Source organism: Lysobacter changpingensis (assembly GCF_017308985.1).
GTDB classification, from domain to species: Bacteria; Pseudomonadota; Gammaproteobacteria; order Xanthomonadales; family Xanthomonadaceae; genus Lysobacter_J; species Lysobacter_J changpingensis.
On the sequence record NZ_JADWPE010000002.1, the window covers coordinates 837,137 to 856,515 of the forward strand.

Annotated in this window: 22 protein-coding genes and 1 tRNA gene; 5 read left to right on the top strand and 18 right to left on the bottom strand. The window is 68.5% G+C overall.

All coding sequences use genetic code 11. The features are described from left to right. Positions 1 to 495: a DUF4398 domain-containing protein gene (locus I4U41_RS05475; RefSeq protein WP_320415140.1), complete on the bottom strand. Its 495-nt coding sequence runs from the start codon at positions 493 to 495 to the stop codon at positions 1 to 3. Between I4U41_RS05475 and I4U41_RS05480 the strand changes: the two genes are divergently transcribed. Next, positions 488 to 1,600, top strand: coding sequence for a PilT/PilU family type 4a pilus ATPase (locus tag I4U41_RS05480; protein WP_206860084.1), 1,113 nt, complete (start codon positions 488 to 490; stop codon positions 1,598 to 1,600). The genes I4U41_RS05475 and I4U41_RS05480 overlap by 8 nt on opposite strands. A 213-nt stretch (positions 1,601 to 1,813) precedes the next feature. Here I4U41_RS05480 and maiA read toward each other — a convergent pair whose 3' ends face one another. The 5 genes from maiA to rplM all read right to left on the bottom strand — a co-directional run bounded on the left by maiA (position 1,814) and on the right by rplM (position 4,697). Continuing rightward, entirely contained in the window at positions 1,814 to 2,479 is a 666-nt protein-coding gene (gene maiA / locus I4U41_RS05485) for a maleylacetoacetate isomerase (RefSeq protein ID WP_206860085.1), read from the bottom strand. A 62-nt stretch (positions 2,480 to 2,541) separates the two neighbouring features. Next, positions 2,542 to 3,531 carry a fumarylacetoacetate hydrolase family protein gene (locus I4U41_RS05490; RefSeq protein ID WP_206860086.1) on the bottom strand — a complete coding sequence of 330 codons (990 nt, stop codon included), beginning with the start codon at positions 3,529 to 3,531 and terminating at the stop codon, positions 2,542 to 2,544. A gap of 215 nt (positions 3,532 to 3,746) precedes the next feature. Further along, positions 3,747 to 3,821 (bottom strand) — tRNA-Gln (locus I4U41_RS05495). A 27-nt stretch (positions 3,822 to 3,848) separates the two neighbouring features. Then, positions 3,849 to 4,241, bottom strand: a complete 393-nt coding sequence (gene rpsI / locus I4U41_RS05500; protein ID WP_115841324.1) for a 30S ribosomal protein S9 — start codon at positions 4,239 to 4,241, stop codon at positions 3,849 to 3,851. 27 nt (positions 4,242 to 4,268) lie between these two features. Further along, a complete protein-coding gene (gene rplM, locus I4U41_RS05505) occupies positions 4,269 to 4,697 on the bottom strand; it encodes a 50S ribosomal protein L13 (protein WP_115841323.1) in 429 nt (142 codons plus the stop codon). Positions 4,698 to 4,913: 216 nt separating this feature from the next. Between rplM and I4U41_RS05510 the strand changes: the two genes are divergently transcribed. Together I4U41_RS05510 and coq7 are read left to right on the top strand one after the other, a co-directional pair. Continuing rightward, positions 4,914 to 6,065: a heterodisulfide reductase-related iron-sulfur binding cluster gene (locus tag I4U41_RS05510; protein WP_206860087.1), complete on the top strand. Its 1,152-nt coding sequence runs from the start codon at positions 4,914 to 4,916 to the stop codon at positions 6,063 to 6,065. Positions 6,066 to 6,074: 9 nt separating this feature from the next. Next, a complete protein-coding gene (coq7, locus tag I4U41_RS05515) occupies positions 6,075 to 6,719 on the top strand; it encodes a 2-polyprenyl-3-methyl-6-methoxy-1,4-benzoquinone monooxygenase (RefSeq protein WP_206860088.1) in 645 nt (214 codons plus the stop codon). A gap of 69 nt (positions 6,720 to 6,788) precedes the next feature. On the opposite strand, the gene speD is transcribed toward coq7, so the two are convergent. Continuing rightward, positions 6,789 to 7,583 carry an adenosylmethionine decarboxylase gene (gene speD, locus I4U41_RS05520; protein WP_206860089.1) on the bottom strand — a complete coding sequence of 265 codons (795 nt, stop codon included), beginning with the start codon at positions 7,581 to 7,583 and terminating at the stop codon, positions 6,789 to 6,791. A 262-nt stretch (positions 7,584 to 7,845) separates the two neighbouring features. Between speD and crp the strand changes: the two genes are divergently transcribed. Then, complete coding sequence (crp, locus tag I4U41_RS05525; protein ID WP_242524992.1) at positions 7,846 to 8,502, top strand: cAMP-activated global transcriptional regulator CRP; 657 nt, start codon at positions 7,846 to 7,848, stop codon at positions 8,500 to 8,502. A gap of 33 nt (positions 8,503 to 8,535) precedes the next feature. After that, positions 8,536 to 8,970: a GNAT family N-acetyltransferase gene (locus tag I4U41_RS05530; protein WP_206860091.1), complete on the top strand. Its 435-nt coding sequence runs from the start codon at positions 8,536 to 8,538 to the stop codon at positions 8,968 to 8,970. An 83-nt stretch (positions 8,971 to 9,053) separates the two neighbouring features. Here the strand turns inward: I4U41_RS05530 and I4U41_RS05535 are convergent, their stop codons facing one another. The 11 genes from I4U41_RS05535 to yegS all read right to left on the bottom strand — a co-directional run bounded on the left by I4U41_RS05535 (position 9,054) and on the right by yegS (position 19,267). Next, positions 9,054 to 9,824, bottom strand: a complete 771-nt coding sequence (locus I4U41_RS05535; protein ID WP_206860423.1) for a haloacid dehalogenase-like hydrolase — start codon at positions 9,822 to 9,824, stop codon at positions 9,054 to 9,056. A 17-nt stretch (positions 9,825 to 9,841) separates the two neighbouring features. After that, positions 9,842 to 10,633: an indole-3-glycerol phosphate synthase TrpC gene (gene trpC / locus I4U41_RS05540; RefSeq protein WP_206860092.1), complete on the bottom strand. Its 792-nt coding sequence runs from the start codon at positions 10,631 to 10,633 to the stop codon at positions 9,842 to 9,844. A gap of 70 nt (positions 10,634 to 10,703) precedes the next feature. Then, positions 10,704 to 11,045 (bottom strand): antibiotic biosynthesis monooxygenase family protein, encoded by a 342-nt coding sequence (locus I4U41_RS05545; protein WP_206860093.1) that lies wholly within the window; start codon positions 11,043 to 11,045, stop codon positions 10,704 to 10,706. Beyond that, positions 11,045 to 12,091 carry an anthranilate phosphoribosyltransferase gene (gene trpD, locus I4U41_RS05550; RefSeq protein ID WP_206860094.1) on the bottom strand — a complete coding sequence of 349 codons (1,047 nt, stop codon included), beginning with the start codon at positions 12,089 to 12,091 and terminating at the stop codon, positions 11,045 to 11,047. The genes I4U41_RS05545 and trpD overlap by 1 nt, the downstream gene beginning before the upstream one ends. Positions 12,092 to 12,207: 116 nt before the next feature. Then, the gene (locus tag I4U41_RS05555) at positions 12,208 to 12,798 is read right to left on the bottom strand and encodes an anthranilate synthase component II (RefSeq protein WP_206860095.1); all 591 of its coding nucleotides are present in this window, start codon (positions 12,796 to 12,798) and stop codon (positions 12,208 to 12,210) included. Between the two features lie 287 nt (positions 12,799 to 13,085). Further along, positions 13,086 to 14,462, bottom strand: coding sequence for a sensor histidine kinase (locus I4U41_RS05560; RefSeq protein WP_206860096.1), 1,377 nt, complete (start codon positions 14,460 to 14,462; stop codon positions 13,086 to 13,088). Further along, complete coding sequence (locus tag I4U41_RS05565) at positions 14,459 to 15,136, bottom strand: winged helix-turn-helix domain-containing protein (protein ID WP_206860097.1); 678 nt, start codon at positions 15,134 to 15,136, stop codon at positions 14,459 to 14,461. Before I4U41_RS05565 ends, I4U41_RS05560 begins: the two co-directional genes overlap by 4 nt. Before the next feature lie 93 nt (positions 15,137 to 15,229). Then, positions 15,230 to 15,424 (bottom strand): hypothetical protein, encoded by a 195-nt coding sequence (locus I4U41_RS05570; RefSeq protein ID WP_206860098.1) that lies wholly within the window; start codon positions 15,422 to 15,424, stop codon positions 15,230 to 15,232. A gap of 359 nt (positions 15,425 to 15,783) precedes the next feature. Next, positions 15,784 to 16,485 (bottom strand): hypothetical protein, encoded by a 702-nt coding sequence (locus I4U41_RS05575; protein WP_206860099.1) that lies wholly within the window; start codon positions 16,483 to 16,485, stop codon positions 15,784 to 15,786. Between the two features lie 187 nt (positions 16,486 to 16,672). Continuing rightward, on the bottom strand, positions 16,673 to 18,169 hold the full coding sequence (gene trpE, locus I4U41_RS05580; RefSeq protein ID WP_206860100.1) for an anthranilate synthase component I: 1,497 nt from the start codon (positions 18,167 to 18,169) through the stop codon (positions 16,673 to 16,675). A gap of 144 nt (positions 18,170 to 18,313) precedes the next feature. Beyond that, positions 18,314 to 19,267, bottom strand: coding sequence for a lipid kinase YegS (yegS, locus tag I4U41_RS05585; RefSeq protein WP_206860101.1), 954 nt, complete (start codon positions 19,265 to 19,267; stop codon positions 18,314 to 18,316). Between the last annotated feature and the right edge of the window lie 112 nt (positions 19,268 to 19,379).

Below are 19,379 nucleotides of genomic sequence, written 5' to 3' on the forward strand. Positions count from 1 at the left end.
TCACGGCTGGGCCTCCTGCAGGCGGCTGCGCAGCTCGGCGACTTCCGCGCGGCGCTGGTTGAGTTCGGCCGTGGCCAGCGCCTCGCGGCTCTTCGCGTATGCCAGGTCGGCGTCGGCGGCGGACGCGAGCGAGAGGCGCCGCGCCTCGTCGTCGTCGCCGGCGCTCATCGCGGCCTGGGCCTGCGACAGCCCGGTCCGGGCGGTGCCCAGTTCCTGCGGCGCGTACTGGTCGGCGTCGGCGTCCTCGGCGCGGGTCACGGCCTGCCGGGCCGCGGCCAGCTCGCCCGTCGGCGGTGGCAGCGAAGCGCAGGAGCAGAGTGCGGAAGCGAGAACTGCAGCCAGCAGCGGAAATCGGAATTGTGCGAAGCTTGGACGCATTGGGGAGGCCGTGCCTGAGTTAGGTACCCGGCCATTGTCGTAAAGCCGCCGCCGCGCTTGCAACGGGACCGTTCCGGGGCGTGACGGCGCAAGAATAGGGGTTGCTTGCATGGACATCGGCTATTTCCTGAAGCTGATGACGGAAAAGAACGCGTCGGACATGTTCCTGACGACCGGCGCACCTGTGTACATCAAGGTCGAAGGCAAGCTCTACCCCCTGGGCAACACCGGCCTGCCTCCGGGCATGGTCAAGAAGATCGCCTATTCCCTGATGGACGAGGGACAGGTTCCGCTTTTCGAGCGTGACCTTGAACTGAACATGGCGCTCGCGCTCCCCGAAGCGGGCCGATTCCGCATCAATGTGTTCAAGCAGCGCGGCGAAGTCGGCATGGTGATCCGCGCGATCCGCAGCGTGATCCCGTCGATCGAGGAACTGCAGCTGCCGCAGGTGCTCAAGGACATCATCATGGCCCCGCGCGGCCTGGTGCTGATCGTCGGCTCCACCGGCTCGGGCAAGTCGACGACGCTGGCGTCGATGATCGACTACCGCAACAGCAACATCTCGGGCCACATCCTCACCATCGAGGACCCGATCGAATACCTGCACAAGCACAAGAAGTCGATCGTGAACCAGCGCGAGGTCGGCCTGGACACGCACGCCTTCCACAACGCGCTCAAGAACGCGATGCGCGAGGCGCCGGACGTCATCCTCATCGGCGAAATCCTCGACGCGACCACGATGGAGGCGGCCATCGCCTTCGCCGAAACCGGCCACCTGTGCCTGGCGACGCTGCACTCCAACAACGCCGACCAGACGCTGGAACGCATCCTCAACTTCTTCCCGGAAGCGGCGCACAAGAACGTGCTGATGAACCTCGCGCTCAACCTGCGCGCGGTGGTCAGCCAGCGCCTGGTGGTCGGCACCGATGGCCGCCGTTTGCCGGCGGCGGAAGTGCTGATCAACACGCCGCACATCCGCGACCTGATGCGTCGTGGCCAGGTGCACGAGATCAAGCAGGCGATGGAGGAATCGCTGGAGGAAGGCATGGAGTCGTTCGACCAGTGCCTGTTCCGCCTGCACAAGGAAGGCCGCATCGACATGGAGGAGGCGCTGAAGGCCGCCGACTCCCGCGAAGGCCTGGCGCTCAAGTTCCGCCTCTCGGAAGGCTCCACTGGCGAACACGATCCGTACGCGGATATCTACGATTCGGCCACCCAGTAATCCTCGGGCGCCCTCCATCGGACCACGTCAGCGCCTGCGTAGCAGGCCGCGCTGTTGAGCCCTCTCCCTCCGGGAGAGGGGTTGGGCCGAGGGACGGACGTGCGGTCGCCTCGGCGCCCGCGATGCTTCGTGTGATAACGCTCCGAACGCAAGCACGGCGGCCCCCGGTGCGCTTCGCTTCCCGGGGCTACAAAAGCCCCGGCTCAGCGCCATCTATGTCACCGGCGCATCCGGCTGCTTCTCCGGCCGCGCGGCTTCGAACGCCGGCAACGCCAGGCACGCCTTCTCGATGCGGGTGATCGTCGGGTACTCCGACAGATCCACCGCGAAGCGCCGCGCGTTGTAGACCTGCGGCACGAGGCAGCAGTCGGCCAGCGTCGGCGAATCGCCTTCGCAGAACATGCCGGTCGAGGGATGGTCGGCGAGCATTGCCTCCAGCGCGGTGAATCCCTCGTGGATCCAGTGCTGCACCCACGCGTCGCGCTCGGGCTGCGGAACATGCCATGCGCGATCGAAATGCTGCAGCACGCGCAGGTTGTTCAGCGGATGGATGTCGCAGGCGATCGTTTGCGCCAGCGCACGCACGCGCTGGCGATCGCGCGCCGCGGCGGGCAGCAGCGGCGGCTCGGGCCAGGTTTCGTCCAGGTATTCCAGGATCGCGACCGACTGCCGCATCACGCGATCGCCATGCTGAAGCACCGGCACCAGTTCCTGCGGATTGATCTGCCGGTAGGCATCCGAATGCTGCTCGCCGCCGTCGCGCACCAGGTGCACGGGCACCGTCTCGTACGGCAGCGATTTCAGGTTCAGCCCGATGCGCACGCGATACGCCGCGCTCGATCGCCAATACGAGTACAACCGCAGATGCTCAGCCGCCATGCCGTTCCCCGCGAAGCTGTGTCGATCCGCGCACGGCGCGAGGCCATGCGCGGCGTGATGCGTCAGGCGTTGCCGCCCTTCTCGATGCGCTGCTCGATCGCGCCGAAGACGCTCGCGCCATCGCGCGAAAGCATCTCGATGCGCACTGTGTCGCCGAAGCTCATGAACGGCGTGATCGGCTTGCCGGTTTCCAGCGTCTCGACCGTGCGCCTTTCCGCGAAGCACGATGCGCCCAGCGACGTGTCCTGGTTGGCGACGGTGCCGGAGCCCACGATCGTGCCGGCCGAGAGCGGACGCGTCTTCGCCGCGTGGGCGACGAGCTGCGCGAAATCGAACTGCATGTCGACGCCCGCTTCCGGCGCACCGAACCACTCGCCGTTGATGTGCGTGGTCAGCGCCAGGTGCACCTTGTTGCCCTGCCATGCGTCGCCGAGTTCGTCCGGCGTGACGAACACCGGGCTCAGCGCCGAACGCGGCTTGGACTGCAGGAAACCGAAGCCCTTGGCGAGTTCGTTCGGAATGAGGTTGCGCAGCGACACGTCGTTGACGAGGCCGACGAGCTGGATGTGCAAGGCCGCTTCCGCGGGCGTGACGGCCATCGGCACGTCGTCGGTGACCACGACCACTTCCGCTTCCAGGTCGATGCCGTACTCCTCGCTCGGCACGCGCACCGGATCGCGCGGCCCATAGAAGCCGGCGCTCACCGCCTGGTACATCAGCGGATCGGTGTAGAAGCTCTCCGGCACTTCGGCGCCGCGCGCGCGGCGCACGCGCTCGACGTGCGGCAGGTACGCCGAGCCATCGACGAATTCGTACGCGCGCGGCAGCGGCGCGGCGAGTGCGGTCATGTCGAGATCGAACGCGCCTTCGGCATTGCCTTCATTGAGCGCGTCGTACAGCGCGTTGAGGCGCGGCGCGGTGTTCGACCAGTCTTCCAGCGCGCGCTGCAGCGTGTCGGCGATGCCGGTGGCGCGCACGCCGCGCGAAAGATCGCGCGAAACCACGATCAACGTGCCGTCGCGACCGCCTTCCTTCAGTGAACCAAGCTTCATCGAAACTCCCGGATTCCAGCGCTGCCGCGCGATGGTTTCAATTGTAACGACTGCGCGCGGCGTGGCGAGACATGAACGAGAACGCAAAACACCGGCGCATTCTGACAGCGCGGGCGGCGGCTCGCCGCCGTGGTGCCGCGAGACGCGTCACGTATCGGAGCCATGGAATCGCAGGCAACAAAAAACCCGCCTTGCGGCGGGTTTCTTGTTTTGTCTGGCAGCCCCGGATGGATTCGAACCACCGAATGTCTGAGTCAGAGTCAGATGCCTTACCGCTTGGCGACGGGGCTATGGGACAGATTGTAACCCAAAAACGATTAGCGCTTCGAGAACTGCGTAGCGCGGCGGGCCTTGTGCAGACCGACCTTCTTACGCTCGACTTCACGCGCGTCGCGGGTCATGAAGCCGGCCTTGCGCAGCTCGGTCTTCAGGGTTTCGTCGTACTCGACCAGCGCGCGGGCGATGCCCAGGCGGATCGCACCGGCCTGGCCGGTGATGCCGCCGCCAGCGACGGTGACGACGACGTCGAACTTGTCGGTCGACTGGGTGAGTTCGAGCGGCTGGCGCACGATCATGCGCGCGGTTTCGCGACCGAAGAACTCATCCAGCGGACGCTGGTTGACGGTGATGTTGCCAGCGCCCTTGCGCAGGAAAACGCGGGCGGTGGAGGACTTGCGGCGGCCGGTGCCGTAGTTCTGCTGGAGTGCCATGGGATGTCTCTAAGAATAGGGTCCGAATCAGAAGTCCAGCGGCTGCGGCTGCTGGGCGGCGTGCGGGTGCTCGGAGCCCTTGTAGACCTTGAGCTTGCGGTACATGGCGCGGCCGAGCGGATTCTTCGGCAGCATGCCCTTCACGGCGATCTCGATGACGCGCTCCGGATGGCGCTCAAGCGCCTGGGCCAGGGTCTCGGTCTTGAGGTTGCCGATGTAGCCGGTGAAGCGGTGGTACTGCTTGTCCTGCAGCTTCTTGCCGGTGACGGCCACCTTCTCGGCATTGATCACGATGAGGTAGTCACCCGTGTCGACGTGCGGGGTGAACACCGGCTTGTGCTTGCCGCGCAGACGGCGGGCGAGTTCGGAAGCGAGGCGGCCGAGGGTCTTGCCTTCGGCGTCTACGACGTACCAGTCACGCTGGACGGTCTCGTTCTTGGCGGTAAAAGTCTTCATGACTGGTCTTTGATGGTGTTCCGGTCGGGCTGGTTCCGTACTCGTTTCCGGCAGGGCCGGACCGGCGGAACTTCGCCACGCGTTGTAGAGGGGGTAAAACGAAGAGGCGGAATGATAGCCGGCCCGGGACGGCGCCGCAAGTCGCCCGGCCCGCCCGGCTAGAATTGCGCCATGCCGCCCGCCGCCCCGCTCCGACCCACCGCCCCGGATCCGCTGGTGGCCCTGGCCGACCGCTGCGTGCAGTGCGGATTATGCCTGCCAGCGTGCCCGACCTACGCCGAATCCCGGCTGGAAACCGAGTCGCCGAGGGGCCGCATCGCCCTGGCCCGAGCCTGGGCGCTTGGCACTCTCGAGCCGACGCCGGTCGGCGAGGCGCACCTGGACCATTGCCTGGGCTGCCGCAGCTGCGAGGCGGTCTGTCCGGCCGGGGTCCGGTACGGCACCCTGCTCGTCCAGGCGCGGACACGCCAGCGCGAGCGTCGGCCGGCTGGACTGGGCCAGCGCGCGATCGAAGCGCTCGTCGAGCGCCCCGCCCTGCTTGGCCTGGTGCTGCGGACCTATGGACGGCTGCATCCGTGGTTGCCGGCCCGCTGGCGGCCGTTGCCGCCGCCGGCGCCCGCTCCGAGCCGCCGGATAGCGGTCGAATCGGCGGAAGCCCGCATCGCCCTGTTCGTCGGCTGCGCTGCGGGGACGTACGAAGCCGGCCTGCGCGATGCGCTGTCGCGATGCCTCGCCGTGCTCGGGATCGGCGTCGACATCCCTTCCGGCCAGACGTGCTGCGGAAGCGTTCACGCGCACGCGGGCAATACAGCAGGTGCGGACGAACTGGCCCGCCGCAACCACGACGCATTCGGCGGCGCGAGCATCGTGCTGACGCTTGCCAGCGGCTGCCACGAAGCCGTCTCACGGGCCGTCGACGAGGGTCCGGAGCGCCGCACCGTCGACGCCCTCGACTACCTCTCGCGGCAGCTCACCGTCCGCCCCGATCGCTGGCGATGGCGAGCGATGCCCGAGCGCATCGCGCTGCATTTGCCGTGCACACAGCGCAACGTCGTGCGCTCGGCTGGCGCCTTGCGCGCGCTGCTGGCGTCGGTGCCCGGGCTGGAGATCGTCGAGCTCGACGCCTCCGGCTGCTGCGGGGCCTCGGGCACGCAGATGCTGGAGGATCCCGCCCGCGCCGCCGCGTTCCGCGCGCCGTTGCTGCGCCAGCTCGAGGCAAGCAGCGCGACGCGGCTGCTCAGCGCGAACCTCGGCTGCCGTCTCCACTTCGCCAACGGCACGGCGGTGCCGGTGCAGCATCCACTCGAATTCCTGGCCGAACGCCTCGAAGCGGCGCCTTCACCGCGGACCGTTCCGGCCGGCGCGTAAACTGCCGGCATGGATACGCACCGCCAGCTCACGCCCCTCGACCGTTTCCTCACCGACACCCAGCGCGCGCTCGACACCGTCTTCGGCGCGCCCGGCGCGCAGCGACCGAATCCCGCGCGCGACGTCGCGCAGATCGAACTCGATGAAGACGAACGTCGTCACGCCAGCGGTCTGATGCGCATCAACCATGTGGGCGAAGTCTGCGCGCAGGCGCTGTATTGCGGGCAGGCGGCGATCGCGCAGGACGAGGCCACGCGCGCGCACCTGCTCGCCGCCGCGCAGGAAGAGACCGACCATCTGGCCTGGTGCGCGGATCGCCTTCGCGAACTCGACAGCCGCCCCAGTCTGCTCAATCCGCTCTGGTACGCCGGCAGCTTCGCGATCGGTACGCTCGCCGGCCTGCGCGGCGATGGCTGGAACCTGGGCTTCGTGGTGGAGACCGAGCGCCAGGTCGAGGCGCACATCGACGAACACCTCGACTCCCTGCCCGCCGCCGATGCGCGCAGCCGCGCGATCCTGGAAGTGATGAAGGCCGACGAAGCCCGCCACGCCGATCACGCCGAGGCCGCGGGCGCGCGCGTGCTGCCCCCGCCGGTGCCGTCGCTGATGGCGATGGCGTCGAAGGTGATGAAGACCGTCGCGTATCGCATCTGACGGTTCGCACGACAGCAACAAAAAAGGCCCGCAAGCGCGGGCCTTTTCGTTCAGGACGACAGCCCGGCCTCAATCGGCCAGGTTGCGCCCGTGATAAAGCTCCTCGATCTCCCGCTTCAGGCGCGCCTCGATCTTCATGCGCTCCTTGAACGACAGGTTCTTGGCCTTTTCCTCGAACAGGTACGTGTCGAGGTCGAACTCCTTCAGGTGCATCTTCGTGTGGAAGATGTTCTCCTGGTAGACGTTCACGTCGAGCATCTCGTAGCGCGACTTGATGTTCTTCGCCAGGTAGTCCTGGATCGAATTGATCTTGTGGTCGATGTAGTGCTTCTTGCCCTTGATGTCGCGGGTGAAGCCGCGCACGCGGTAGTCCATCACCACGATGTCGGACTCGAAGCTCTCGATCAGGTAGTTCAACGCCTTCAGCGGCGAGATCACGCCGCAGGTGGCCACGTCGATGTCGGCGCGGAAGGTCGCGATGCCGTTGTCCGGATGCGTCTCCGGATACGTGTGCACCGTGATGTGCGACTTGTCCATGTGCGCCACGACCGCGTCGGAGATGATCTCCTTGCCGGCATCCTTCTTGTCGATCACCGGTTCCTCGGAGATGAGGATGGTCACCGACGCGCCCTGCGGGTCGTAGTCCTGGCGGGCGATGTTGAGGATGTTGGCGCCGATGATCTCGGCGACGTCGGTCAGGATCTGGGTCAGGCGATCGGCGTTGTACGCCTCGTCGATGTACTCGATGTAGCGACGACGCTCGTCCTCCGACGCCGCGAAGCAGACGTCGTAAATATTGAACGAGAGGGCCTTGGTGAGGTTGTTGAAACCTTGCAACCTCAGGCGAGGCAACGGCTTGACCACGGCAGTGAGATCCCGGTAGGGCGGCGAGGGCCGCGATTATGCGGCACAAACCCCCACGGGGGAACGCGTGCGGTCCGGAAACCGCCCAGCGGGGGCTTCCGCGCCGACCCGGGGCTGAACCTGATTGCCGTCACAGGTTAGAGTTCACACGGAGTGACGCGCTAGGGCGGATATTTGCCCAACGCGTTACTTCGTCCTAAGCTCGACCGATCACAAAACTTTCACGCCCATGTCCGCAAATCCGGCTGCCTCCTCGTCCGTCATGCGTCGCACCAACAGCCCGCTGCTGCCGGACGGTGCCACCATCGAACGCTTCCTGGCCCACTGCCACCGCCGCCGTTACCCCTCGCGGACGGATGTGTTCCGTCCGGGCGACCCGGCCAGCACGCTGTACTACATCGTGTCCGGCTCGGTCAGCATCATCACCGAGGAGGAAGACGGCCGCGAACTGGTGCTGGGCTACTTCGGCCCCGGCGAGTTCGTCGGCGAGCTGGGCCTGTTCATCGCCAGCGACCAGCGGGAAGTGATCCTGCGCACGCGCAGCACCTGCGAGCTGGCAGAGATCGGCCACGAGCGCCTCTACGACCTGCTGCTGACCCGCCTGTCGCTGGACGCGCCGAAGCTGCTGTACGCCATCGGCGCGCAGATCTCCCGTCGTTTACTGGACACCAGCAGGAAGGCCGGCCGCCTGGCGTTCCTCGACGTGACCGACCGCATCGTCCGCGCCCTGCACGACCTCGCCCGCGAGCCGGAGGCGATGAGCCACCCGCAGGGCACGCAGATCCGCGTCTCGCGCCAGGAGCTGTCGCGCCTGGTCGGCTGCTCGCGCGAGATGGCCGGCCGCGTGCTCAAGAAGCTGCAGGCCGACGGCAAGCTGCACGCGCGCGGCAAGACCGTCGTCCTGTACGGCACGCGCTGACGCGTGGCCCGCGCCGGCGCACCCGATGAAGCCGTGACGGCCCGGGTGCGCCAGGCCGAACTGGGCGACGCCAGCGACGTCGCCCGCCTGCTCGGCGAGCTCGGCTATCCCTGCTCTCGCGACGAAGCCGCCGAACGCATCGCCGTCGTCCGCCACGACCCGCGCCAGCACCTGCTGCTGGCGGAAATCGACGGCGATGCCTGCGGGCTGATTTCCCTCTACACGCTCTACTCGGTCGTGCACGGTCATGAGCTGGGCCGCATCACCGGCCTGGTCGTCCTGCCCGAAGAACAAGGAAAAGGCGTCGGCAGGCGCCTGTTGCGCGAAGTCGAGTCGATCTGCCGCCGCTACGGCGTGCGCCGGATCGAAGTCACCAGCAACGCCAGCCGCACCGAGGCGCACGCGTTCTACCGCCAGTGCGGGTATCTGGACGGGTCGATGCGGTTCGTGAAGGCGCTGGGCGACTAGTCCGCCATCGAAAGCGTCACCCTCGGCGAGCGGTTACGCCGCCACCGCCCCGCCCTCCCCGGCGTGAGAGGGCTTGAGTCTCCTCACGGCGCGACGGGATCCCCGCCGCGCTCCTTGCAACCCCAGTTGAGGATCGGCGTGCCCGGTGGCAGCACGCGGCGGAACATCGCCACGCGGCGGCGCTTCGGATTGACCACCACCGGCTTGCGCGCGGCCTTGAGCAGCGGCAGGTCGGCGCTGCTGTCGGAGTACGCGACGGCGATCTGGTCGTAGCCCGCGTCCCAGATCATCCGCATCTTGTTCTCGTGATGGCAGTGTTCGACGGTGATCATGCCGCCGAGGAACGGGCCGCCGATGCTGCCGATCACCGGCAGGTCCTCGTGCGCGACGAAGTCCAGGATCGCGCGCGCCAGCTCCGGCGAGGCGCCGGTGGCGATGATCACGCGATCGCCCGCGTCGCGGTGCTTCTGCAGCACCTTCAGCGCGGTCGGCAGCAGGCGCGCGCGGATCTCCTTCGCATGCTTGCGCACGTACAGGTCGATCAGGCGGTCCATGTCGTGGCGCCGGTGCGTGCCCAGCGTCGCGATCCACAGGTAGACCGAAATCGCGTGACGGCGCGTCGGCAGCCACGCGATCAGCGGCAGCAGCAGCGGCGACAGCGCGATCGCCGCCGCCACGCGCGCCCAATCGCGCCTGATCAGCCACAACACCAGGTGGCTGCCCGAATCGCCGTCGTACAGCGTGTGGTCGAAGTCGAACACGACCAGCGGCGCGTACGGGCGTTCGCCCGGCTTGTCCTCGCCCGTCGTCTGCACGGCCGCCGCGCCCGGCAGGTGCTCGACGCCTTCGGGCATGTTCGCCTTGTGCGTGCTCATGCGACGAACAGCCGCTGCAGGGCGACGCCGGGCTCGGCCTCGCGCATGAACGATTCGCCGACCAGGAAGGTCTGCACGCCGGCCTCGCGCATCTTGGCGACGTCCGCCTGCGTGGCGATGCCGCTTTCGGTCACCAGCGTGCGGTCGCGCGGCACCGCGTCCTTCAGCGCGAGCGTGGTGTCGAGCGAGACCTCGAACGTGCGCAGGTTGCGGTTGTTGACGCCGATGAGTTCGCAGTCGGTCTGCAACGCGCGCTCGAGCTCGTCGATGTCGTGCACTTCCACCAGCACGTCCATGCCCAGTTCCATGGCGAGGTTGGCCATTTCCACCAGCGGACCGTCTTCCAGCGCGGCGACGATCAGCAGGATCGCGTCGGCGCCGATCACGCGCGCCTCGTACACCTGGTACGGATCGATGGTGAAGTCCTTGCGCAGCACCGGCAGCGAACACGCCGCGCGCGCTTCGCCCAGGTACAGATTGCTGCCCTGGAAGAAATCGACGTCGGTCAGCACCGACAGGCACGCAGCGCCGCCGGCTTCGTAGCTGCGCGCGATCTGCGCAGGATCGAAGTCCTTGCGGATCAGCCCCTTCGACGGGCTGGCCTTCTTCACTTCGGCGATCACCGCCGCCTCGCCCGCGGCATGCCTGCGACGGATGGCATCGGCGAATCCGCGCGTGGGTGGCTGCTGCAGCGCGCGCGCGCGCAGGTCTTCGAGCGGCCGTACGCGGCTGCGCTGCTGGATCTCCTCGGCCTTGCGGGCGAGGATCGTGTCGAGGATGTCGCTCATGACAGGAACGGGTGGAAAGGAACGAGAAACGAGTGCGGGGTGTTGCCTCCCACTCGTTTCTCGTTCCTCTTCAGCGTTTTCTCTCCTTTCCGTACGCGCGTTCGACTTTCGCCACGCGCAGCTCGAAGTGTTCGTACCAGTGCACGCGACCGTGCGCGCGCGTGGCGGCATGTTCGGCGTGCTGGCGCCAGGCGGCGATCGCGGCCTCGCTGTCCCAGTACGAGACGGTGATGCCGAAGCCGTCCGCGCCGCGCGTGGATTCCACGCCGAGGAAGCCCGGCATCGTGGCGGCGAGTTCGACCATGCGTTGCGCCGCCTCGCCGTAGCCGGCGTTGTCCTCGCCGTTGCGGCGCGAGGAGAAGATCACCGCGTAATACGGCGGGGCCGGCAGGCGGGCGAACGCGTCGTCCATCAGGCGCCCACCGCTTCGCCGGCGAGTTCGCGCGTGATCGCGACGAATTCCTCCAGCTTGCGCTTCGCCGCGCCGGAGGCCAGCGCCGCGCGCGCGCGTTCGATGCCTTCGGCGATGCTGTCGGCCACGCCGGCGGCATAGATCGCGGCGCCCGCGTTGAGCGCGACGATCTCGCGCGGCAGGCAGGCTTCGTCGTTCAACGCCTGCATCAGCAGGACCTTGGATTCGGCCGCGTCGTTCACGCGCAGGTTGCGGCTGGCGGCCATGGCGATGCCGAAGTCTTCCGGATGCACTTCGTACTCGCGCACGACGCCGTCGCGGAGTTCGCCGACAAGGCTGCCGGCACCGAGCGACAGCTCGTCCATGCCGTCGCGTCCCCACACCACCAGTGCACGCTGCGCGCCGAGTTCCTGCAGCACGCGCACCTGGATGCCGACCAGGTCCGGATGGAACACGCCCATCAGGATGCTCGGCGCATCGGCCGGGTTGGTCAGCGGCCCGAGGATGTTGAACATCGTGCGCACGCCCATCTCGCGGCGCACGGGCGCCACGACCTTCATCGCCGGGTGGTGGATCGGCGCGAACATGAAGCCGATGCCGCAGCGTTCGATGCAGCGCGCGACCTGCCCGGGCTGGAGTTCGATCGCCGCGCCCAGCGCTTCCAGCGCGTCCGCGCTGCCGGATTTGGACGACACGCTGCGATTGCCGTGCTTGGCGACCTTCGCGCCGGCGGCGGCGACCACGAACATGCTCGCCGTCGAGATGTTGAAGGTGTGCGCACCGTCGCCGCCGGTGCCGACGATGTCGACCAGGTGGGTGCGATCGGCGACGTCCACCGGCCGCGCGAACTCGCGCAGCACCGTTGCCGCGCCGGCGATCTCGCCGACGGTTTCCTTCTTCACGCGAAGGCCGGTGAGGATCGCCGCGGTCATCGTCGGCGAGACCTCGCCGCGCATGATCATGCGCATCAGCTCGACCATCTCGTCGTGGAAGATTTCACGATGCTCGATGGTGCGTTGCAGGGCTTCTTGCGGGGTGATGGGCATGGCGGCGGCGGGCGTGGCGGACGGGAAGCGGGTCTCGGGCGGGTGAGAGCGGAACGATAGCAGCTGGCGCGCGGGCACCGGGGCGTTTCGCAACCGGCGCTTGGCGTGGGAGCCGGTCATCGCTCGAGGAAGTTCTTCAGCAGCGCATGGCCGTGTTCGGTGAGGATCGACTCGGGGTGGAACTGCACGCCCTCGACCGGATGCTCGCGATGGCGCAGGCCCATGATCTCGTCGAAGGCCGGCGCGCCGTTTTCGCCCTCCACTTCGGTCCAGGCGGTGATTTCGAGGCAATCGGGCAGCGTGTCTCGGGAGACGACCAGCGAGTGGTAGCGCGTGGCCTCGTAACCGTCGGGCAGGCCAGCGAACACGCCGCGCCCCTCGTGACGGATGCGCGAGGTCTTGCCGTGCATGATCCGCTTGGCACGGACGACGTCGCCGCCGTACGCCTGCCCCAGGCTCTGGTGCCCCAGGCACACGCCGAACACCGGGATGCGCGGGCCGAGTTCGCGGATCACGTCCACCGACACGCCCGCCTCGTTCGGCGTGCACGGGCCCGGGGAGACGACGATGCGCTCAGGCGCGAGCGCCTCGATCTGCGCCACGCCGAGCTCGTCGTTGCGGATCACCTTCACCTCGGCGCCCAGCGCCTGCAGGTACTGCACGAGGTTGTAGGTGAAGCTGTCGTAGTTGTCGATCATCAACAGCATCGGCACGGGCTCGGGTTCGATGTGGACGCAACGCGATTATCCCGCGCGGCGGCGGGCCGGCGGGGGCATCGGTGCGAAGGGGATGTGCGGGACGCGGCCGGTGCGTCCGGCGGAAGGTCAGTGCGTGGGGCGGGAAACACTCGGCAGTTCCTTGGACGACGAAGACGGGCGGACGGCAGCCAACGGCCACCATCGCCAACCCTGGTCGGCTTTTCGGAACTGTGGGGAGCGACGCACGATCATGGGCCTACTGTAACGGCTCGGCCGGCGCGATGCGACCCGCCGGCTCAGGCAGGCGGCAGGATCACCCGCACGCGCAGGCCGGGCCCGCGGTCGAGGAGTTCGATCCGCCCGCCATGGCGCAGCGCGATGGCCCGCGCCAGGCTCAGCCCCAGGCCACTGCCGGGCGTGCCGCGATGGGATTCCAGGCGCTGGAAGCGGTCGAACACGCGCTCGCGATCGGCGTCCGGAATGCCGGGGCCTTCATCGTCGACGCACAGCACGACGGCCTCGCCCGCATGCAGCGACAGGCCCACCTGGCTGCCTTCGGGCGCGTACTTGAGCGCGTTGTCGAGCAGGTTCACCAGCAACTGGAACAGCTGGTCGCGATCGCCGCGCACGCGCGCCGGCGAGAGGTCCACGCGCAGCCGCACGCCGCGTTCGGCGCCGATCGGCGTGTACAGCTCGGCGGCGTCGGCGGCCAGCGCGGAAAGGTCGAGCAACGGCCCCTCGCCCGCCGGCGGCTGCGCTTCGATCCGCGCGAGCCGCAGCAGCGCGCCGAACGTGGTGAGCAGCTGGTCGGTCTCCTGCACGGCGCCGTCGAGCGCGGCGCGTTCGGCGGGCGTGGCGTCGGCACGGTGGCGCAGGTCTTCCAGCCGGTTGCGAAGGCGGGTGAGCGGCGTGCGCAGGTCGTGGGCGATATGGTCGGTCGCGTGGCGCACGCCGCCGAGCAGCTCCTCGATGCGGTCGAGCATCGCGTTGAAGCGCCGCCCGAGCCGGTCGAACGCATCGCCGCTGCCGTCCAGCGGCACGCGCAGGCCAAGTTCGCCGCGGCCCACGCGCGCGGCCGTGCGATCGAGATGCTCCAGCCGGTGCGACACCCAGCGCGAGGTCAGCCAGCCGGCAAGCGCGCCGAGCGTCGCCGCCACCGCCAGCGCCACCAGCGCCGTGCGCAGCATCAGCGCGAGGAAGCGGTCCTGCGATTGCAGCCGCAGTCCGGTCAGCAGCGTGTCGCCGCCGGGCAGCGGCTGCAGTTGCGCGAGCACGCGGCGCGACTGCGCACCGATGCCGGGCGCCTGCGCGTCGGCGAGTTCGAACGTGACCCAGCGCGCGCCGCGGCCGGTCCGCATCGCCCGCGCGCCCATCGACGGCACATCGCCCACTTCGACGCGGCCGCTCGCGGCGATCAGCGCGTGCACGGCGTCCGGATCGTCCGGCGCTTCCACGCGATCGCGCAGTTCCTGCACCAGCGCGGCACGGCCGCCGTCGCGGTGCAACTGCATCAGTCCGGCGGCGTCTGTGCGCACGAGTTCGCGCGTGTCCTGCAGCAGCAGCGTGGAGACCGCGACGTACACGCCCGTGCCGAGCAGCACGAAGGCAAGCAGGAACGCACCCATCACCGCGAGCGCGAGGCGCGTGCTCGTGGAGCGCAGCGGCCGCGTCATTCGCCCAGCCGGTAGCCGGCGCCGCGCACGGTGTGCAGCAGCGGCCGTTCGAAACCGTGGTCGATCTTCTGCCGCAGGCGGCTGATGTGCACGTCGATGACGTTGGTCTGCGGATCGAAGTGGTAGTCCCACACCGCTTCCAGCAGCATCGTGCGCGTGACGACGCGACCGGCCTGGCGCATCAGGTATTCGAGCAGGCGGAATTCGCGCGGTTGCAGTTCGATGCGCTTGCCGGCGCGGCGCGCGTCGCGGGCGAGCAGGTCCAGTTCGAGTTCGCCCACCGACAGGCGCGTCGGTTCGCGCTGCGTGTCCTCGCGCTGCCGGCGCACGATGCTGTCCAGCCGCGCGCCCAGTTCCGAATACGCGAAGGGTTTGACGAGGTAATCGTCGGCGCCGGCGCGCAGGCCTTCGACGCGATGGTCCACCTCGCCCAGTGCGGTGAGCAGCAGCAGCGGCGTACGGTTTCCGGCGCCGCGCAGAGTCTGCAGCAGCACCAGGCCATCGAGCGCGGGCAGCATGCGGTCGAGCACGATGGCGTCGAAATTTTCCGTCGTCGCGAGGAACAGGCCCTGCCTGCCGTCGCCGGCATGTTCGACGGTGTGCCCGTCCTCGCGCAGACCCTTGCCGATGAAGGCCGCGGTGTGGGGATCGTCTTCGATCAGCAGGACGCGCATGGCAACTCCGGAAGGCAAAAAAGGATACCCCGACGGTGCTCACCGCCGGGGTATCCGCCCGCGTTGCACGGGCTCCGGGGACGTTGAAGGGGATCAGCTCTTCTTCGCGTCGCTCTTGCTGGCGGGGGCGGCGGCCTTCTTGCCGGCGTGCTTGTGCTTGGAGATCGTGTGCTTGGCCGGGGCGGTCGACGCGGTCGGGGAGGCGGGCGCGGTGCTCGGCGGCGCGGCCAGGGCGGAACCGGCCAGCGCGGTCAGGGCGACGGCGAACAGGGACTTGCGCAGGTTCATGGGTGACTCCTTGGTAAGACGCGGGATGACTCGGACGAGGATCTTTGCCGGCCGGGACTGTCTTCCCGGTCGCAGGATCAGACTGCGCCGACGCGGCTCACCACGGGATTTCCGCTGGATTAACGATCGGTAATGTTGTGCGCGCCGATGGACGTCATCCCCGCCGATCCGTCCTCCTGGAATTCGTCACAACCCATCATCCCGGCGAAGGCCGGGATCCAGGCTGGTAGCGGAGCTACGTGCGGTGCGCGCTTCTTCCGGACGACGTGACGGCCAGGGTCCCGGCCTACGCCGGGACGACGGTACGGGTGGGGTCGACGCGACCGACCTTCCAGCAGCGAACCAACGGCGAATCGCCCCTATGCCACGCCGCTCCCCCGCCGCAGCGGCACCGGTGCCGTCGCGATGCGCGCCTTCAGGTCCGCCATGGTCCCCGGCAACACGACGAGGTAGGTGATCAGCTGCTCGGCCAGTTCCAGCAGCAGTTCCGCGTTGGCCTTGTCGATCGTCGTCTCGTCCTCGAACTGCCGTCCGAACGTGCCGCTGGGCGCAAGCAGTTGCGCGATGTCCTGCAACGGACGCGACAGGTCCACGTCGTTCGGCAAGGCTTCGAGCTTGCGCGTGAGCGACAGCTCGGCTTTCTCGTCGGGCAGCATGCGCGCCGTGAGCCCGCCGAGCAGGTGCCGCACGATCAGTGAACTCGCGCCCCATTCGGCATGGTTGTACAGCTTCAGCGCCGATTCGTAGCTGCGCGCCAGCGGCGCCGACATCGCGTGCAGGTGTTCGACGCCGGCCATCGTCTCGCGTCCGCCGGGGCCGGGATGGCAGAACAGTCCGGAAGGCTTGTTGGTCCCGTCGGCTTCGAGCAGCTGCACGAACAGCACCGTGTGTTCGCAGCGCGCACATTCGAGTTCGCTCGCCGCCAGTTGTCGTCCGTGTTCCTGCCAGGGCCGCGCTTCGAACAGCGCTTCCTTGAGGCAATGGGGGCAGAGGATTTCCACCGTGCGCGGGAACGTATTGGAGAAACGCGACTGGACGTGTGAGTCGTGGACGAGCTGCATGGCCGTCTCCTTCCCGCGTTGTCGGTGCCGCGATGACACCGTCCCGGCAGTGAAACCCGGTGTTTGTGAATAAAACGTTGTTGGCGCGCGCAGTCGGCCGCCACCCCGCGCGAAGTGAACGCGGCGTGAGAAAGGAACCGTGATTCGCATCGCATCGCGGCGCCGGTGCGCCGCGATGCCCGGGCCATCAAAGCCCGCGGGCCGCCTGCGCGACGGCGCGGAACAGCGCGCGCCCCTTGTTCATCGTCTCCTCCCATTCCATCGCCGGATCGGAGTCGTAGACGATGCCCGCGCCGGCCTGCACGTACAGGCGGCCGTCCTGGATGACGGCGGTGCGGATCGCGATGGCGGTGTCGGCGTCGCCGCTGCGACCGGGTTCGCCCCAGCCGAGGTAGCCGATCGAACCGGCGTACACGTTGCGCTTGATCGGTTCGAGCTCGCGGATCACTTCCAGCGCGCGGATCTTCGGCGCGCCGCTGACGGTGCCGGCGGGGAACGTCGCGCGCAGCACGTCGGCGTAGCTCAGGCCCGGCTTCAGCGTGCCGGTGACTTCGCTGACGATGTGCATGACGTGGCTGTAGCGTTCGATCACGAACTGCTCGCCGACCTCGACCGTGCCCGCCTCCGAGACGCGGCCGACGTCGTTGCGGCCGAGGTCGATCAGCATCAGGTGCTCGGCGCGCTCCTTCGGATCGGCGAGCAGTTCGGCTTCCAGTTCCGCATCGCGCTCGGGCGTGTCGCCACGCGGGCGCGTGCCGGCGATCGGGCGCACGGTGACCTTGCCGTCCTGCAGGCGCACGAGGATTTCCGGCGACGAACCCACCACCTGCGTGCCGCCGACGTCGAGGTAGTACATGTACGGCGACGGGTTCAACGCACGCAGGGCGCGATACACGTCGACCGGGCGCGCCTTGAACGGTACCGACAGCCGCTGGCTCAGCACGACCTGGAAGATGTCGCCGGCGCGGATGTATTCCTTCGACTTCTCCACCGCGTCGATGAAGCCCTCGCGCGTGAAGCCGGACACGAAATCGGCCTCGTCCAGCAGGCGGCCTTCCAGCGTCTCCGGATACCCCGGCCCGCCCTGTCGAAGGCGATGCACCAGCTCGTCCAGGCGGCGGTTCGCGCGCGCCATAGCGCGCGGTTCGGATGGATCGGCGTGCACGATCAGGTACAGCCGGCCCTTGAGGTTGTCGAACACCGCCAGCTCATCGCTCTGCATCAGCAGGATGTCGGGCGTGCCGAGCTCGTCTTCCTTTTCGCCAGCGGCGAAGCGCGGCTCGATGTACTGGATCGACTCGAAACCGAACCAGCCCACCAGCCCGCCGGTGAAGCCGGGCAGGCCCGGGATCGTCGGCACGCTGTGCACGGCGCGCAGGCGTTCGACTTCGGCGAACGGATCCTCGACGACGCGGCTTTCGACCAGCTCGCCGTCCTCGGTGACGAACAGCGTGTGGCCGGCGAACGCGTACACGCGACGCGCCGGCAGGCCGATGATCGAATAACGGCCGAAACGCTCGCCGCCTTCGACCGATTCGAACAGGTAGGTGTGCGGGCCGTCGGCGAGCTTGAGGTAGACCGACAGCGGCGTGTCGAGATCGCTCAGGACCTCGCGCACGACGGGGACGAGGGTATGGCGGTCGGCACCCGCCGCGGGGGCGGGCTGGAAAGGATCGGAGGTCACGGGGCAAATCCCTGGATGTGTCAGGCGGTGGCGGAAGGCGGTCGCGGCATGCGCGTCACCATCGCCATCCCGCCTCGACGGTCGGGAAATGCGGGTTCGACAGGTGCGTGTCCGGCACGGGAATCATGCCGGTACTGTAGCCGCTCAACGGGCCGCGATGCGAGCGTGGGCGAGCAACGGGCAATGCGCGGGCAGGTGCATGCGCAGGCGCGCCGGGACGCAGGCGATGGCGAACCGCCGCGCCTGCACCGGCTCGCCGTCGAGGTTGAGCGTCATCGGCGCGTCCGCTTCCACGCGCACCTCGCGCATGCGCCCGCGTTCGCCGACGTGGTCCAGCGCGGCGATGCGGCCCTCGCGGATCCAGGTGGCGACGGTGGTCGCCAGCTCGCCGGAGAGTTCCGGGACGATGGTGAGGTCGAGCAGCCCGTCGTCGATGCGTGCCTCCGGGCACAGCAGTTGCCCGCCGCCCGCCTGCCGCCCGTTGCCGATGCCGAGCGCGATGAAGTCGCCGCGCCAGTCGAAGCCGTCGCCGTGCACGCGCGCGACGATCGGCTCGATGCGCCCCATCCGCGCCACGCCGGTGACGAGGTACGCGACGCCGCCGAGCAGCCGCTTCAGTCCATCGTCGGTCTCGACCGTCACCTCGGTGCCGAAACCGCCGCTTGCCAGGTTGATGCACCAGTGGCGCGCGCCGTCGGCGTCGACGCGCAGCACGTCGATCGCGTGCGGCGACGTGTCGGCGATCAGTTGCAGCGCTTCGTGCGGCTCCATCGGGATCGTCGCCGCGGTGGCGAAATCGTTCGCGGTGCCGAGCGGCATCGCACCGAGCGCCGGCAGCGCATCGGCGTCTTCCGCGCGCTGCGCGAGCGCGCCGGCGATTTCGCCCAGCGTGCCATCGCCGCCGCCGGCGATCACGCAGCGCACGCCATCCGCGATGGCTTCGTCGACGTAGCGCTTCGCATCGCCGCGTTCCCAGGTCACACGCACGTCCAGCGTCACGCCGGACGCGCGCATCGCTTCGACCGCGGCGCGCACGGCATCGTTGCCCGCGGATTTTCCGTTGAGGATCAGGCGCCAGTGCGTCGCCATCGTCGTCATGATCGTGAGCCCGATGCGCAGGCTAAACAGCGCGGGCGTGAGCGTTCGTGAACAGGCAAGACGTACGCGTCGCGTCACATGCCCGTCATCGAACGTCCGGAGAATCGGAATC